Source organism: Candidatus Poriferisodalis sp. (assembly GCF_965208895.1).
Classification (GTDB): Bacteria; Actinomycetota; Acidimicrobiia; order Acidimicrobiales; family Poriferisodalaceae; genus Poriferisodalis.
Genome location: NZ_OZ242363.1, coordinates 629519 through 645446, shown reverse-complemented (window position 1 = coordinate 645446; position 15928 = coordinate 629519). Strand labels below are relative to the sequence as shown.

Here is a 15928-nt window from a genome sequence, read left to right as displayed (position 1 = left end):
GCAGCGGTAGTCGTCGATCTGGCTGCGAGGCTAGGGAAAGATGCCGAGGTATTCGTAGCCGGAGTTAAGTGCGCGTGCTGCTTCTACATAAGCCGCCAAACGCCAGCTGCATCGAAATTCGGATGCGGTCTTGAACACGCGTGCGGATGCCTCCAGCATCTTGCCGTGCAACGCTTCCTCTACTCGTTCAAGCGGCCACCGTTCGGCGGTTCGGTTCTGGATCCACTCGGCGTGCGACACGATGATGCCGCCGGCATTGGCGAGGATGTCCGGGATCACCATCACGCCCGCGGACTCAAGCGCAGCTCCAGCCTGCATGTCGATCGGCCCGTTGGAGCCCTCTGCGATGAAATTCGCCCTGACGTCGAGTGCATTTCGTTGTGTGATCTGCCCGCCGAGTGCTGCGGGGACAAGGACGTCGACATCGAGTTCGAAGATCTGGTCCTGCGGGATCGCTTCGGCACCGCGGAAACCGTGCACGGTGCCTGCTAGGGAGGTGTGCTCGTTCAATGCTCCGATGTCGAGTCCGCGGCAGCTTTGGATCGCCCCATGTGCATCAGACACCGCGACAACCGAAGCTCCTTGTTCAGCGAGGCCCTCGGCGACGTGGCGACCCACATTCCCATAGCCCTGGATTGCGCACTTCAGTCCTTCGAGTTCGAGGTTCAGCTGGCGGACGAAGTACCCGAGTGACACGACCAGTCCCTGCCCGGTCGCTGACGCACGACCGAAGCTGCCGCCTACTGCAACTGGCTTGCCCGTGACGACGCCGGCGCCACTGTGCTTCGCGCCCGACGCCGAACTCTGGACGAACGTATCCATGATCCACGCCATACAGCGGTCGTTTGTGCCTACGTCTGGCGCCGGGATGTCGTGGTCCGGCCCGATATTGGGGCCCAATGCATGAGTGAAGCGACGTACCACGCGCTCCAGCTCGGTGTCGGACAGCACATTGGGATCAACGACGACGCCTCCCTTCGCTCCGCCGAATGGCAAGCCGTGCAAGGCGGACTTGAGTGTCATCAGCCTCGCAAGCTCCCGCAGTTCAGCAATCGTGAGATCAGGATGGAATCTCACGCCGCCCTTGTAGGGACCCAGCGCATCGTTGTGCTGAACGCGATAGCCGCGAAACATCCGAATGCCGCCCGTGTTCATGCGTACGGGGAAATCGACTGTGACCTCGGTTTGGACCGAGTTCAGAATGTTGATGAGATCTGTGTCAAATCCGGCCATTCGCCAAGCTGACGAGAAAAGATCTGAGGAAGTACCAGTCCAATGGCTCGCTTTCGTCGGGGATTCGAGCATTTCCCCATTGTGGGTTGGTTGACACCAGTCGGTCTTGTACGTTTCGCGCCTCAGAATCTGACGAATCGACCAACTATCGGTTCGAGCAAGTGGTGCTCCTTGGATTCCGCGGTTATGGCCGTTGAGGAAGTGCTACGGCGTTGAGGGGAAACTTGCCGGAGTCCCAGCGTCGCCGAAGTGACGGGCTACCCGACGGTGTTCGCACACGGGATGCTCACCATGAGTATGACCGGCCGCATGGTCACCAACTTCGTCGGCGACGGCCGCCTCACCTACTACGGCGTGCGGTTCACCGGCCAGGCCACCGCCCGCCTCGACGACTGATCAGCCGGCTAGCCCTTCGCCCTTCCGGCGCTGTGTTAGCCCTTCGCCCTTCCGGCGAAGCCGAACAGCTTGCCGGCGACCTTGCGGATCTGGATCTCTTCTGAGCCTTCGGTGATCCGGTACCGGCGGTGGTGCCGGTAGATGTGCTCGAAGGGCATGCGGCGTCCGTAGCCGTTGCCGCCGCAGCTCTGCATGGCCCGATCCGCCGCATCGCAGCAGAACCGGTTGCCGCGGTAGTTGCACATGGCCACCTTGTCGGTGATCTCCATGTGGTCGACACCCTCGTCCATCTCCCACGCGGTCTTCCAGATGAGGGCCCGGATCATCTCTGCCTCGGTGTAGAGCTCGGCCAGCGGGAACTGGATGGCTTGGTTCTGCGCCAGCGGCTTGCCGAAGGTAGTGCGGTTCTTCACGTAGTCGACGGCCACGTCAATGCAGTGCAAGCCGGCGCCCACCGACGATGCCGCCTGGCGGATCCGGTTCTCGTGCACGAACAGCTGCGCAGTCTGCAGTCCTCGGCCCTCGGTGCCCAAGATGTCGTCGTTATGGACCCGCACGTCGGTGAGGCGCACATGGGCGTGGTCGGTGGGCATGTTGAACGTCCACATGAACTCTTCGACCTTGAACCCCGGTGAGTCCACCGGGACGATGAAGCACGTTATGCCGTGCCCCTCGCCGGGGTTCCCTGAGGTGCGGGCGAAGATGTAGTCGTGGGTCGCGTGGTGCAGCCCGGTGTTCCAGTATTTCTCGCCGTTGATGACCCACTCGTCACCGTCGCGCACGGCGTTGGTCTCCATCCAGGTGGCGTCGGAGCCGTGCAGCGGCTCGGTCAGACCGAAACCGATGCGGGCCTGGCCTTCCAGCATTTTGGGGATCCAGTACTCCTGCTGGGTGGGTGAGCCGTAGCGCTCCATCATCAGCACGGTGGGGAAGTTGCCGATGATCGAGCTCTCGTTCTGCAGGTCGTTGTGCAGGCCGAGACCGCGGCGCGCCAGGTGCTCTCGGATGATGGCCATGCCCAGGTTGGTGCCGTCGCTGCCGCCGAAGCGTTCGGGCAGGTGCCAGCGCAGGAACCCGGCCTCGTCAGCCTCCTTGCGCATACGAACCAGTAGCGCTTCCCATTCCGCGTTAGGCAGACCGTCGCGCTCCCAGTCGGTGCGCGAGTCCTCTCGTCGGTGGTCGAAGAAGCGGATGTTGTCGTCTTCGTTCTCAATGGGCTTGATGACGTCGTCGATGAACGTGTCGAGGTCACCGAGCAGCTGCGCGATGTCGTCGGGAATGGTGAAGTCCATGCGCGGCAAGCTACTGGCCCGCCTGTGGCGCCCGCCGGGCTGCGGGGCCGGTGTGCGACGATGGTGTGGAGGAGGTCCAGATGGGCGAAGCGTTCGACGAGATCATGACTGGCCTTGCCGATGTCGAGCGCTTTGTCGAGGGCAAGCGCCAAGGATTCGTCGTGCACGATGGCGAGGCCGCTGGCAGGAGTGAGGAAGACGACGAAGGGGCAGAGTGGTGACGGCATCGGCGATGTCCGTGCTGGTGTGGTCGGATTACCTGTGACCGTGGTGCCATCTGGCACGGGCCCGGGCGGCCCCTCTCGCAGAGCGTCACAATCTCGACATCACCTGGCTGGCCTACGAAATCCATCCCGAAGTGCCCGTCGAGGGAGTCGAAATCCGCATGAGTTTCGAGCGTGTGGAGGCGCTTGCGGAGGCCGAGGGGATCCGATTCGTGACGCCCAAGCGCCTCCGAAACAGCGCAAAGGCGCATCAGGCGGCTCTGGCGGTCGAGCATGCCGACCCCGAGGCCGCCGAGCGCTATCACGACCGACTCTACGCGGCGTACTGGGAAGAGGAGCTGGACGTCGCCGATCCTGAGGTGCTGGTCGGCTTGGCGTCCGACGTCGCCATTGATCCCGACGTTCTGCGACGAGTGGTTGCCAACGACGAGTTGATGCCGGCTTTGCGGGCCTCTATGGCCCGGGCCAATGAGTGGGGCATCAGTGCCACGCCCAGTTGGCTGTTGGACGGCCGGCTCGTCATCCCAGGAGCGCAGGACGACGACTTCATGACCGACGTCATCAGGCGCCTGCGTGAGCGACCCGCGCCCGACGCAGGCTAAGCGCGGGGCGGCGGCACCACGGGCAAACCGGCTTCGATCCAGCCTTCGACGCCGCCGTCGAGGTCGGTAGCGCGGGCAAAGCCCATCTGCTGCAGCTGGCCTGCGGCAAGGCTGGAGCTGTAGCCCTGATTGCAGACGACGACCACATGGTCGTCCAAGCCCGCAGCGGTTCCTTCCGAGGCGCCTGACGCCGGGTCGAGGCGCCACTGCAGCACCAGCAGCCCGATGTGCTCCGAGCCTTCGATGATGCCCGTCCGTTCTCGATCTTCGCGTGGCCGTATGTCGATGACGCGTAGTCGCTCGCCCTCGGCGTGGTCCGCAGCTTTCATCAGATCGGCCAGCTCGGCAGGAACGACTCGCTCCAACCCCGAGCGCGCTTCGGCCAGCAAGTCGTGGACTGTCTTGCGCTGCCGTTCAGGCACTGCTCATCGCTCCAAACGCCGCCCTGACGCGCGAGCTTCTCACGCTCAGGGGTTGTCGATGAATTCAACCCAGTTGCCGTCGGGATCCTCGACCATCCCGACCACCACGCCGGGCCGTGCTTCGAGCCGGCGCCAGATGATGTTGGCCCCGGCGTCCTCGCACGCGGTCATCACTTCTTCAAAGTTGCCGACGGTGAACGTGAAGTAGCGCAACCCGGTGCCGCCGGTGATGCCGCCGGCAACGCCAGCGGGCACGTCCGCGACGGGCACCACCAGCTTGAGCAGGCTCTTGTTCGCCCACAGCCGATGCATCTGGGCGATGCCCACCTGCTCCATGTTCAGCGTCGCCTCGAATTCGAGCCCGAGTACGTCACGGTAGAACGCGAGCATCTCATCGCCGTTGCTGGTGACGATGCCGAGGTCAAAGCCCTCTTTGGTCGGTTGCAGTGCCACGTTGTCCCCTGTCTGTGCTTATTTCGCGCGTGATCTGGCCGGTTGATCCGTGTGTTCAGTCGTAGCTGACGCCCAGGCCGGCTCGGGCGTCGGTCTGGATGCCGTATGTCGGGATCGGGTAGCGCAGGCCGTTGCGTGCCAGCGCCTCCATGCCCTCCACGGCGACAACCAGATCCTCAGGCGTGAGCGCAACCAGCATCTCGTCTTCCATCACGCCGCCGTAGCGCCGTTCTGCGAAGCACGGGATCGACACGCTCGGCTCACCGGTTCGCAGCGCACGGCCCCACGAGTCGGCGCAGGCCGACTCGCCCACGCAGCCCCATTCCAGCTTCTTGTACTCCCGCCACTGCAGGCCGTTGATGAAGATGATCATCTGGGCCGGCGTGGCGTAGATCATGCAGACATCGGGCGGGTCGAGTCGCTTCGACGACAGCGGCGAGACGACCATCGCCTCGTAGGTGCCGTAGGGCACGAAATCCATGGCGTGCTGGTGCGCGGAGGCGTCTTCCAGCGTCTCGTACCACACCCCCGCCATGCGGTCGCCAGACAGCCATTTGTCGTCCTGGGGATGCAGCCCGATGACCGCGCCGCATTGGGCGCCGACGAGGTCGTCCATCGTGAAGCCGACCGTCCAGTTGAGGCGGCAGGCCATGCCCACGATCTGGTCGGTGGTATGGATGGCGTTGGGGCGGCGCACACGTGGCACCGCTTCCATGTCCTCGACGGTCTCGAAGAGCTTCATGCCGATTGGCGTGGTGCGCAGCCGAAGGACGGCCTGCAGTCTGCCCAGCAGTTCGTCCCAATCGATCGACGCGGTTCGCACATGCGCTGCGGTCTCGGTCGTTGCATCGGTCTGGGCCACGGCTTCTCCCTCTCGTCCGGCTGCCCTGTCGTTCCCGGATTCACAGGCCCGCCGTCGTCGCAGGGTCACGCTAGTTCGGCGACCACTAGCGTGAGCCGCCGAGCGAGCGCAGACCGAGTGACGGGAGACGGGGCAATGGCAGATGGACTGAGAATCGAGCGGGACGGGCGTGTCGGGCTGGTGATCATGGATCGCCCGCCGCACAACTTCCTGAGCTACCGCCAGGTGCATGACATCGCCGACGCCATGGTGGAGCTGGAGCAGGACATGAGCATCGGCTGCGCCGTGCTGGCTGCCGATGGCCGCTCGTTCTGTGCAGGAGCCGATCTGGGCGGCGAGGGGGTCGGCGGCGGCGCCGAGGAGAAGGTCGGCGGCAGCGCAACGCTGCAGCTGTACCAGGGCTCTGGTCGGCTGTTCGATGTGACGCTGCCGATCGTGGGAGCGATTCACGGCCCTGCCATCGGCGGCGGGCTGGGCCTCGCGATGGTGCCCGACATCCGCATCACCTGCCCCGAGGCTCGGTTCTGTGCGAACTTCGCCTCGCTGGGGATTCATCAGGGCTTCGGCATGAGCGTCACGATGCCGCTGCTGCTGGGGCCTGAGCGCGCTGCGAAGGTGCTGCTGGGCGCCAAGCGCTACAAGGGCGACGAGGCGGTCGAGCTGGGCCTGGCTGACGAATGCGTGCCGGCCGATCAGGTACGAGACCGTGCCGTCGAGGTGGCCCGAGAGATCGCAGCCAACGCCCCGCTGGCCGTGCGCGCCATCAAGGCCACCCTGCGCTTGGGCCTGGGTGACAAAGTGCGCGAGATCACCCAGCGAGAGGCCGCCGAACAGCTGCGGCTGTCAGGCACCGAGGACGCCCGCGAGGGCATGAAGGCTGTGTCCGAGCGCCGGCCTGGGAACTTCACGGGGCGCTGAGCCGGCTTGGGGGCGCCAAGCCGCCTTCTGCGATCTTCCAAGGGTCGCGAGGCGCGACATGATGAGTGTCATGCGCATCGCGATCACAGGGTTTCGTGGACTGATCGGCAAAGCACTCGCAGCGAGCCTGCGGGCCGACGGCCACGAAGTAGTGGGCGTGTCCCGAAGCCCGGGTCCGATCGCAGCTGCTGACAGCGCCGCAAGATCTGGCAGCACGACAGCTGCGACAGGCGCGTCAAGCACAGCGGGCGAGACAGTCGTGTGGGACGTGGCCGCCGGGACGATCGACGCAGCCGCGCTGGAAGGGCTCGATGCAATTGTTCACCTGGCCGGGGAGAGCATCGGCGGACGCTGGTCGGCTCGCAAGAAGGCAGCGATCATGTCGAGCCGTGTCGAGTCCACCAAGCTGCTGGCCGACACCATCCGTTCGCTCGACGCCAAGCCGTCGGTATTCGTCAGCGGATCTGCCGTCGGCTTCTACGGCAATCGGGGCGAAGAGGAACTGACCGAATGGTCGCTGCCCGGCGATGGCTTCCTGGCTGAGGTCTGCAAGCAATGGGAACGGGCTGCGGTGCCGATTCCCGACGCTGGTGTGCGTCTCGTGCGCATCCGCACCGGCCTGGTAGTCGGGCCTGGGGCCGAGGCCATCGAGCGGATGGCGAAGATCACGCGGCTCGGTGCCGGCGGTCCGCTCGGCGACGGCCGCCAGTGGTGGAGCTGGATCAGCCTCGACGACGAAGTGCGGGCCATCCGCCATCTCATCGACAGCGATGTGGATGGGGCGTTCAACCTGACGGGCCCGAACCCCGTCCGCCAGCGCGACTTCCAGCGGGCGCTGAGCGCGGCGCTGCGCCGCCCGTCGTTCATACCGGCACCGCAGTTCGCCATCCGGGCAGCGCTGGGCGAGATGGGCCAGGCGCTGCTGCTGGATTCCACCCGAGTGCTTCCCGACGCGCTCACCGAGGACGGGTTCGAATTCGCCGATCCCGACTTGGAGACCGCGCTCGCAGCAGCTCTGTAGAGGCGGCGATCACGCTGTTGGGTCTCGTTGGCGTGGTTGTGGCGGTTCTGGGGCGGCGGCGAACACGCTGTCGATTACAGCCCGGCGTTCTAGCGTGGCCGCCATGACTCACGGCAGTGATTCACAAGGCGGCGCCGAGGGCGCTCTCGGCGCGACCGTCCGGAGGGATCAGTGGGGGATCGCCCACGTCGAGGCCCAGACGGCCGAGGCGGCATTCGCAGCGCAGGGCTGGGTGGCGGCCGGTGACCGGATCTGGCAGATGGAGTGGGACCGACGCCGGGCGATGGGACGCTGGTCCGAGGTCGTCGGCATGGCCGGAGCTCGCGAGGATGCCTTCTTCCGCCGGCTCGGACTCGCCGCGATCTCCCAGACCGACTACGAAGCGCTTGAGACCCGCACCCGAGCGATGTGCGAGGCCTACGCCAGGGGCGTGAACCGTTGGCTCGCCGACCACGCCGAAGCGCTGCCGCCCGAGTTTGAGCGCCATCCGGCACCGCCCGAACTCTGGGAGCCGTGGCACTGCGTGGCGGTCTACAAGCTGCGCCACATTTTCATGGGCACGCTCACGCGCAAGCTGTGGCGCGGGCGCATCATGGCCCAGGCTGGCCCTGATGCTGTGATGGCCACCGTCGGCGACATCGAAGCCGACGCTGCGATGGTGCCGGGCGATGCTCCCCGCCCCGATCTGCTCGCCGACGCAGCGAGCGTGCTCGACGCGAGCGCAGCGGACATGGCGGCCTTGGCGGCGGCTATGGACTCCGACGGTGCATCCAACTCATGGGCGCTCAGCGGCGGGCGCACTGCGAGCGGCAGGCCGCTGCTCGCCGGCGATCCGCACCGAGGCATCGAATTCCCGAACGTGTATCACCAGTGCCACCTGCGCTGCGACGAATTCGATGCAATCGGCATGGGCTTCCCCGGCGTGCCGGGTTTCCCACATTTCGGCCACAACGCGGAGGTCGCCTGGGGCATCACCCATGGCATGTGCGACGACACCGACGTGTTCGTGGAGCGATTCGAGGAGGGTTCCGCGCTGGGGGAGCCGTGGCGAACCGAGAAACTCGAGATCCGTGGTGAGGGCACGGTTGAGGTGCTGTGCGGGGCGACGCCCCGAGGTCCGGTGGTGCTCGGCGATCCCGCCGACGGGTTAGCGCTGTCGATGCAGTGGACCGGCATGTTCGGTGCCGACACGACGCTCGACGCGATCTGGCCGATGCTGGTGTCCCGTTCGACGCCTGAGCTGATCGAGGCCGTCCGGCCGTGGGTGCTGCCCGTCAACAACCTGCTGGCGGCTGATCGCTCCGGTGCGATCGCTTTCAAGATCCGGGGCCGCGTCATCGAGCGATCTCCGGCGAGCCGATGGACCCCCGTCCCCGGCACCGACGAGTTCGCCTGGGACGGCTTGGCGCCAGTGCCCTTCGAGGAACTGCCCCAATGGAGCGATCCTGCGAGGGGCTACCTGGTGACCGCCAACAACCGCACGGCCGATGGCGGCCCGTTCATCTCGCTGGACTTCGCCGGACCGAGCCGCCATGACCGCATCTGCGAATTGCTGGCGCCCATGAGCGACGCAACCGTTGCAGACATGAGCGCCATCCACGCCGACGTGACCTCGCTCGTGGCCCCCAGAGTGCTCGGTCTGATCATGGAGTACGCAGTCGAGTGCGGCCACGAGTTGTCGCACACGTTGCTCGACATGCTGGCTGACTGGGACCACGCCATGACCGCTGACTCGGCGCCGGCGACCGTCTACGCAGTCATCAAGCGCCGTCTCATCGAAGGCATCGTCGAGCGGCTCGGCATCTCAGGCGCCGAACTGGGAGCAGTAGGGTGGCCACCCGCCGCTGAAGCGAGCCGTATGGCCGCAGGCGCCGCCACTCGCATGCTCTGCGAGCGAAACCTCGACGTGGTGCCCGGGCTCGACAACCCCATCGCACGGCGCATGGCTGCCAGCGCTTGCGTCGACGAGGCCGCGGCTGAACTGCAACAGCGGCTCGGCCCAGACCCCCAATTGTGGGAGTGGGGACGGGTGCACCGAATGGCGTCGCCTCACCCTCTGGCCTCAGCGCTTGCCGCGGCGCGGGACCTTCACCCGCCGGTCGACGGCTGCGCGGGCGACGGCGACACCGTGCGCCAGGGCGGTACGGCGCCTGAGACAGGGGAGCGGGCCATTCACGGTTCGGTCGCCCGCTACGCGTTCGATCTCGACGACTGGGACCAGTCCGGCTGGGTGGTTCCGCACGGCGTGTCGGGCGTGCGCGGCAGCGGCCACGACCTCGACCAGCGACAAGCGTGGCTCGACTGCGAGCTGATCCCGATGGCCTACAGCCCGCAAGCAGTGGCCTCGGTCACGGCCCATGAGTACGAGATCTAGGCCCACGTTGCCGCACTGCCGCTGCGCATGCGCCGCGGCCCAGCCAACGTGAGCACCGACGGGGACGCTGCGCCACCCATTTGCGAGCATCGATTGTCTCCCCAAGCCATCGCGTACAAGGCCCGGCGCAAGCCGTCGGTGCCGATCCGGATGCCCGATCTAACCGACCATGCTGCGGTCGCGAACTGGCGGGCTGCGACCAATGCCATGTGGGGCGAAGACGACAATCCTGCGGAGCCACACCGTCGAGAGGTCATCGGCGGCATCCCATGCTTGGCCGCCGGCCCATCGCCCGGCACCGACCCGCCGATCGCGGTCTATGCGCACGGCGGCGGTTACGTGCTCGGCAGCGCGGCTGTTGCGATGCCGATCACCGCCCGCCTCGCAGCTAGCGGTCTGCGAGTGGTCTCGGTGGACTACCGCCAACCGCCCGAATTCCCATTCCCAGCGGCGCTGGACGATGTCCTGTCCGTGTATCTCGCACTCGCCGCCGGTGACTCCCCGGTGGCGCTCGCCGGCGACTCATCTGGGGGAGCGCTCGCACTCAGCGCCGCCGTCATCGCCGCTGCGGAGGGCGTGCCGCCTGCCGCAGTTGCGCTGCTCAGCCCCCTGCTGGACCACGTGTCCGTGCCGGGCAATCGGCTCGCCGATGACGAGGGACGCCGCCTCATCGACTCCTACACCGGCAACGCAAACCCAGCCGACCCTCGCCTGTCGCCGCTGCGCGCTGCACTCGGCGGGTTGCCGCCTGTGCTCGTCCAAGCGGCGACCGATGAGCCGCTCGCAGCCCAGGCCCGCGAATTCCGGCGACGGGCCGGGGCAGCCGGTGTTGCCGTGACTCTCGATCTCTGGGAAGGCATGTGGCACACTTGGCAGTACCACGCGCTGCCCGAGGCCGACGAAGCGCTCGCAGAGGCTGCTGGTTTCCTGGCAGCAGCCTTCAGCCCGGCGGATTCGCGGTGACGGCGGCGACAAAGGCGTCAAACAGCGCCGCTTGCAGAATACTTGCGTGTAACTCTGGCATATCGACTGCCAAGTGGCTCGGTGCTCGCGGATTCCTCAACGGCACGTCAGCTGAGGTCGCTCCTAGTGCGGATTGGGGATGTCGTCGTCGCCGAATTCATCCAGGCGGTGGGCCGTTGGTTGCAGTCCAGAGTGCCGATATCGGTGTCGCGACAATGCGGTCGTCGAGTTCGAAGGTGTCGTGGCCGGCGTAGAGCACCACACCGGCGACGAACATGTCGCCCACCGAGTCTCGGAGCCAGATCAGGTGGCGAGCGTCGCTTCGGCGCACCTTGGCCGCCGCCTTGATCTCGATGCCGACCAGACGCCCTCTTGGCAGTTCGGCGATGACGTCGACTTCCCGCCGACCGTTCTGGTCTCGCAGGTGCGAGAGCCGGTAGCGCATGTTGGAGACAGCAGACTCGGCCCGAAGCTGAGCGACAACGAAAGTGTCGACCAGCGCGCCCAGCAACACGCCGTCGCCCCAGGCATCCTCACGGTCCACGTCGAGGATCGCGGCCATCAGCCCGGAGTCGACCAAGTAGCGCTTGGCGGTCCGGCTCAAGCGCTTGAGCCGATTCGTCGACCAAGCGTTGAGGTGGTCGGTCACCACGAGGTCGCTCAGTAGCTGTTCGTAGGACTGGGCCGTGCGACGGTCGATGCCGGCCGCCTCGTACAGAGTCTTGTCTTGGGGTGTGCCGGCCGAATTGATGGCGAGTGCCTCCAGGTATCGACGCACGCGACTCGAATCGGGCGCGACGGCGTGGGAGCGTGCATCACGAAGTGCCACCTGGTCGGCGTAGCTTGCCAGCCAGCGCTGTGCGCCGGATTCGCCAAGTTCGAGGACGGGCTCAGGGAAGCCGCCTCGAAGTGCGAGCTTCAGGTAGTCAGAAATGTCGCACGGCGGCGTGCTGCCGGCCAACTCCTCGCCGGCTGCGACCCGGTCGATGAAGGGACGAATGGTTGTTCCCGAGGCCTCCGCAACGGTCAAGGGGTGCATGGGCAGCATCACGACGCGCCCAGTGCCGGGCCAGAGTCGCTCGTCGGTGTTGGAACGCGCTGAACCGGTGATGATGAAGCGACCCGGTCGCCGCTCGGTGTCCACTGCGCGCTTCACGGCGCCCATGACGGCCGGAAACTCCTGCCACTCGTCGAGCAGTATCGGTTCGGCCCGGTTTCTCAGGGCGGCGTCGGGATCCGACCGCAGTGCGTTGGATCCCGCTTCGGTGTCGAGCCTCAGCACCGTGGCGGCGTGCCGAGCGGCGGTGGTGGTCTTCCCGCAGGCACGCGGTCCGACGAGCATGATCGCCGGGAACTCGGTCAAGCACTCAGCGAGCAAGGCATCGACATGCCGAGGTAGGTACTCGGAGGTCATTGGGACATTCTAGCGAGCAATACATGCAATGGCGTGCATACACGGGAATTAACGCAGTTCTAGCACAGACGCCGCGCCCAGTCGACGACGCGCCACGCCGCCAGCACAGTCGGCGAAGGCCGGGTTGCCAGCGGTGGGGTTTCTGGCAGTGCTGGCAAGGTCCAGTTGGCTTCAGCCGACGAGCCGCTCGCAGAGGCTGCTGGTTTCCTGGCGGCGTCCTTCTAGCCCTGCAGATGGGCCGTGACGGCCGCCACGACGGCGGCGGGCTGCTCGTAGGGCAGCATGTGCCCGGCACCGTCGACCAACTCGACGCTGGCCTCGGGCAATGCCGCTTGCCATGCGTCTGCGTAGGGCGGCGGGATCAGCCGATCCTGGCGTCCCCACACGATCAGCGTGGGCACCGTCACCCGGTAGGCCCGCTCGGAGAACCTTCGGTTGGGAATCGGGAACAGGATCTTGCCGGCCATGCCCTGCTGGCGGGCGCGGGCCACCATGAACCGCGTCAGCGTCTCATTGTCGGAGAAGTCGGCACCGCCAGTCAGCACTTCCTCGCCCACGTTGGGATCGGCGAAGAGCACCTCAGCGAGTTGGTAGGGGAGCATGGCGAAGATGTCGGGGATCGGGTGATCGCCCAGCCACATCCCCGCAGGGCACAGCAGGGCCATGCGCGCAACTGACTGAGGTGCCAGAGCGGCCATCTCTGCCGCGATCATGCCGCCCATCGAATGGCCCAACAGGTGCAGCTCGCCGTCGCCCTCCAGCAGCCCCATCTCAGTGGCCACATCCCAGCCGTGCAGCGCAAAATCCTGCATGCCTGAGAGGCGGTCCTCGTCGCCGTGCTCGCTCCAGGCCGGCCACACCGGTGCCACCACCCGCAGCCCGGCTTCGACCAGGCCGTCGAGCACGGGCTCGCCCGGCAGCCATCCACCGGCGCCGTGCAGTGCCAGCACCGTCGCCGTACCGGCAGACGCCCCGCCGGCAGGCTCATAGACCCGCACGGGTGCAGTCACCGAGCGCCGAGTCGTGACGACGAATTCTTCGAATGCTGGCGCAGGTGCTGTCTCGGTCGAGCTCATGTCACTGGGCCCTTGGGAGCCTCGGGGTAGCGGCGGGCGTCGGCCATGGTGTCCTCGGGACGAACCCGCTCGTCCATGGGATTGCACCACCAGTCCTCCGCGTCGGCAAACTCGTCGCCCCAGATGCCACGCAGGCCCGGCATGACCTTCTCGGCGAACAGCTGGCTGGAGTAGCGGGTCTTCCAGTCGGGCATGTTGCCCATGTGCAGCAGGCAGAACACGGTGCCCACGCGGAGCCGCTTGATCATGTCTTCCATGCGCTCGCGCACGGTGTCCGGCGAGCCTGCAATCACGTAGCCGCCCTCGACGAGGTCCTTCCAGGTCAGCCGCTTGAACAGTGCCTGGTTCTCTTTGCGGAACTGGTCGAGCTTGCCTGCCTGGATGGTCTTGACGGTTCGGTAGCCCGGCGGGTCGGCAAAGCCGGGGAACACATGCAGGCAGCGGTTGAAGAAATACAGCATGTGCTCGCTGTACAGCTCTTCGGCCTCAGCGTCGGTGGCCGCCGTGCAGATGATCTGCGCGAACCCGGCGCGGCCCGGCGTCATCGACTTGTCCATCTCGGCCACCCGGTTCCAGTAGCCATCCATGAGCGTCTGGCCCGCCAGATAGCCATTGAAGCTGAGGTAGGAGTAGTTGTACTCGTGCTCGAGACAGAAGTCCCAAGTCTCGATCGAGCCGCCGCCGGGGATGTAGATCGGCGGGTGCGGCTGCTGGATCGGCTTGGGCCAGCAGTTCACGTACCGAAGCTGGGTGTACTTGCCGTCGAAGGCGAACACGTCAGGGTTGGTCCACGCCTCCATGATCAGGTCGTGCGCCTCGTAGTACTTCTCACGGGTCAGCGCAGGGATCTGCCCGTAGGTGAAGTTGGTGTCCATTGGGGTGCCCACCGGGAAGCCCGCTACGAGCCGACCGCCGCTGAGGCAGTCGAGCATGGCGAATTCCTCAGCTACCCGGTGCGGCGGGTTGTACAGCGCGATCGAGTTGCCGATCACGCAGATCGCCGCCTGTGAGGTCCGCCGCGCAAGCCCTGCCGCGATGATGTTGGGGCTCGGCATGATGCCGTAGGCGTTCTGGTGATGCTCGTTCACGCCGATGCCGTCGAAGCCGAGCTCGTCGGCGAACTCGAGCTGGTCCATGTACTCGTGGTAGACGCCGTTGGCGCGTTCGGGATCGAACAACGACCCGTCGATGTCCACCCATACCGAACGGTGTTCGGTCTTGAAGTCGTCGGGCAGGTCCGGCCACGGCATCAGGTTGAACCAGCAGAACTTCACGGTCATGTGGGGACTCCTTGGGTGACTGGACTCAGCGAGACAACAGTGTGGGCTAACGGCGAGCGACTCGGACGGGGAGGTGGGTGTAGCCGTGGATGAACGACGAGAAGGAGCGCTGAGGCTCGGCTTGGATCTCGATCCGATTGAAGCGCGGGAGGATCTCCTCCCACAAGACCCGCAGCTGCAATTCGGCCAGCCGGCTGCCCAAGCAGTAGTGGAAGCCGTAGCCGAATGAGAGGTGACGATCGGCGTTGTGGCGCTCGACGTCGAGATCGTCAGCATTGTCGCCGAAGACATCTTCGTCCCGGTTGGCTGACACGTACCACATCAGCACCTGGTCGTCCTTGCGGATCTGGCGGCCTCCGATCTCGCAGTCGGTCGTGGCGGTTCGCCGCATGTAGGACAGCGGCGTCTGCCAGCGGATCATCTCGGGAACGAAGTTGGCGACGAGTTCGGGATTCGCGCTGAGCTTGTCGTACTGGTCGCCGAACTTGTTGAGCGCATACACGCTGCCCGACATCGTGTTGCGCGTGGTGTCGTTGCCGCCCACGATCAGCAGGAGCAGATTGCCGAGCTGGTCGGCAGCGGCCATGTGGCGTGTGGCCTCGCCGTGGACCAGCATCGAGATCATGTCGTCACCCGGGTTGGCCCGCCGCTCTTCCCAGAGCCCTTCGAAATACGACAGGCACTCGGCGAGCTCCTCGCGCCGTTGAGCGCCGGACTCCACCACTCCACCGGGTTCGGGCAGCGTCGTGACGACGTCGGACCAGCGGGTGAGCTTGCGCCGATCTTCCAGCGGGAAGTCGAAGAGCGTTGCCAGCATCAGCGTGGTCAGCTCCCGACACCGTCTCGACCCAGTCGAATGTCTCGCCCTCAGGGAGCGAGTCGAGCACGGCAGCCGCACGTTCACGGATGAGCGGCTCGAGGTTTCGCAGATTGCTCGGCGCCATCATCGGCTGCACCGTGCGGCGCTGGCGGGTGTGCTCGGGCGGGTCCATGGCGATGAACGCCATGAGCTGTATCGAGTCGGACGACTGTCGGTCGATCGGCGGCCCGATCGCGATGCCGTGCGCGGACGAGAACGTCTCGTGGTCGCTCTCGACGGCGCGGACGTCAGCCCACTTGGTCACCGACCAGTAGCGACCCGCGGAGCCCAGCTCGTTGAAGTGGACAGGATCTTCCCGGCGCAGGCGCGCGAAGTGATCGTGCCAACGGTCGTCGCGAAACAGGTGGGGGTTCAGCGGGTTGATGTCTTCGAGGGCAAGTTCGGCCGCCGGCGGGACACCGCCGCCGAAGACTGCCTGTTCCCGCTCGGGATGTCGACCGGCACCGGCCCGCCACGCCTCCCGCTCAGCCTCAGTCGTGTCTGCCACGTCGGTCACCCCCAACGACGAATCGGCTGCG

At 66.1% G+C, this 15928-nt stretch carries 16 protein-coding genes and 1 pseudogene; 7 read left to right on the top strand and 10 right to left on the bottom strand.

Going from position 1 to position 15928, the window contains the following annotated elements; genetic code table 11:
* Window positions 1–30 precede the first annotated feature (30 nt).
* Window positions 31–1233, bottom strand: coding sequence for a Glu/Leu/Phe/Val family dehydrogenase (locus ACOGJB_RS03050; protein ID WP_419839355.1), 1203 nt, complete (start codon window positions 1231–1233; stop codon window positions 31–33).
* 243 nt (window positions 1234–1476) lie between these two features.
* On the opposite strand from ACOGJB_RS03050, the pseudogene ACOGJB_RS03045 reads away from it, so the two are divergent.
* Window positions 1477–1629, top strand: a pseudogene (locus ACOGJB_RS03045) (dehydratase); the annotation flags it as partial.
* A 35-nt stretch (window positions 1630–1664) separates the two neighbouring features.
* Here ACOGJB_RS03045 and ACOGJB_RS03040 read toward each other — a convergent pair.
* Window positions 1665–2921 (bottom strand): acyl-CoA dehydrogenase family protein, encoded by a 1257-nt coding sequence (locus tag ACOGJB_RS03040; RefSeq protein WP_419839354.1) that lies wholly within the window; start codon window positions 2919–2921, stop codon window positions 1665–1667.
* Between the two features lie 80 nt (window positions 2922–3001).
* Here ACOGJB_RS03040 and ACOGJB_RS03035 point away from each other — a divergent pair, with 80 nt between their 5' ends.
* Window positions 3002–3142: a hypothetical protein gene (locus ACOGJB_RS03035; RefSeq protein ID WP_419839353.1), complete on the top strand. Its 141-nt coding sequence runs from the start codon at window positions 3002–3004 to the stop codon at window positions 3140–3142.
* Between the two features lie 56 nt (window positions 3143–3198).
* Entirely contained in the window at window positions 3199–3747 is a 549-nt protein-coding gene (locus ACOGJB_RS03030) for a DsbA family oxidoreductase (protein ID WP_419840668.1), read from the top strand.
* Here the strand turns inward: ACOGJB_RS03030 and ACOGJB_RS03025 are convergent.
* Genes ACOGJB_RS03025 through ACOGJB_RS03015 form a run of 3 tightly spaced genes read right to left on the bottom strand, consistent with a single transcriptional unit; the run spans window position 3744 to window position 5445 of the window.
* A complete protein-coding gene (locus ACOGJB_RS03025) occupies window positions 3744–4169 on the bottom strand; it encodes a rhodanese-like domain-containing protein (protein WP_419839352.1) in 426 nt (141 codons plus the stop codon). The genes ACOGJB_RS03030 and ACOGJB_RS03025 overlap by 4 nt on opposite strands.
* A gap of 45 nt (window positions 4170–4214) precedes the next feature.
* Complete coding sequence (locus ACOGJB_RS03020) at window positions 4215–4622, bottom strand: VOC family protein (protein WP_419839351.1); 408 nt, start codon at window positions 4620–4622, stop codon at window positions 4215–4217.
* Between the two features lie 55 nt (window positions 4623–4677).
* Window positions 4678–5445 carry a DUF169 domain-containing protein gene (locus ACOGJB_RS03015; RefSeq protein ID WP_419840667.1) on the bottom strand — a complete coding sequence of 256 codons (768 nt, stop codon included), beginning with the start codon at window positions 5443–5445 and terminating at the stop codon, window positions 4678–4680.
* 174 nt (window positions 5446–5619) lie between these two features.
* Here ACOGJB_RS03015 and ACOGJB_RS03010 point away from each other — a divergent pair, with 174 nt between their 5' ends.
* The 4 genes from ACOGJB_RS03010 (at window position 5620) to ACOGJB_RS02995 (ending at window position 10760) form a co-directional block, all read left to right on the top strand.
* Window positions 5620–6402 (top strand): enoyl-CoA hydratase/isomerase family protein, encoded by a 783-nt coding sequence (locus tag ACOGJB_RS03010; RefSeq protein ID WP_419839350.1) that lies wholly within the window; start codon window positions 5620–5622, stop codon window positions 6400–6402.
* Between the two features lie 70 nt (window positions 6403–6472).
* Complete coding sequence (locus ACOGJB_RS03005; RefSeq protein ID WP_419839349.1) at window positions 6473–7423, top strand: TIGR01777 family oxidoreductase; 951 nt, start codon at window positions 6473–6475, stop codon at window positions 7421–7423.
* A gap of 103 nt (window positions 7424–7526) precedes the next feature.
* A complete protein-coding gene (locus tag ACOGJB_RS03000; RefSeq protein WP_419839348.1) occupies window positions 7527–9797 on the top strand; it encodes a penicillin acylase family protein in 2271 nt (756 codons plus the stop codon).
* A gap of 48 nt (window positions 9798–9845) precedes the next feature.
* The gene (locus ACOGJB_RS02995) at window positions 9846–10760 is read left to right on the top strand and encodes an alpha/beta hydrolase (RefSeq protein WP_419839347.1); all 915 of its coding nucleotides are present in this window, start codon (window positions 9846–9848) and stop codon (window positions 10758–10760) included.
* A 157-nt stretch (window positions 10761–10917) separates the two neighbouring features.
* On the opposite strand, the gene ACOGJB_RS02990 is transcribed toward ACOGJB_RS02995, so the two are convergent.
* From ACOGJB_RS02990 to ACOGJB_RS02970, 5 genes are all read right to left on the bottom strand, one after another.
* Window positions 10918–12174, bottom strand: a complete 1257-nt coding sequence (locus ACOGJB_RS02990) for an ATP-binding protein (protein WP_419839346.1) — start codon at window positions 12172–12174, stop codon at window positions 10918–10920.
* Between the two features lie 221 nt (window positions 12175–12395).
* Window positions 12396–13250, bottom strand: a complete 855-nt coding sequence (locus tag ACOGJB_RS02985) for an alpha/beta fold hydrolase (RefSeq protein WP_419839345.1) — start codon at window positions 13248–13250, stop codon at window positions 12396–12398.
* Window positions 13247–14530 carry an LLM class flavin-dependent oxidoreductase gene (locus tag ACOGJB_RS02980; protein ID WP_419839344.1) on the bottom strand — a complete coding sequence of 428 codons (1284 nt, stop codon included), beginning with the start codon at window positions 14528–14530 and terminating at the stop codon, window positions 13247–13249. Before ACOGJB_RS02980 ends, ACOGJB_RS02985 begins: the two co-directional genes overlap by 4 nt.
* Window positions 14531–14576: 46 nt before the next feature.
* Complete coding sequence (locus tag ACOGJB_RS02975; RefSeq protein ID WP_419840666.1) at window positions 14577–14921, bottom strand: cytochrome P450; 345 nt, start codon at window positions 14919–14921, stop codon at window positions 14577–14579.
* 238 nt (window positions 14922–15159) lie between these two features.
* Window positions 15160–15897, bottom strand: coding sequence for a hypothetical protein (locus tag ACOGJB_RS02970; RefSeq protein ID WP_419839343.1), 738 nt, complete (start codon window positions 15895–15897; stop codon window positions 15160–15162).
* Window positions 15898–15928 lie beyond the last annotated feature (31 nt).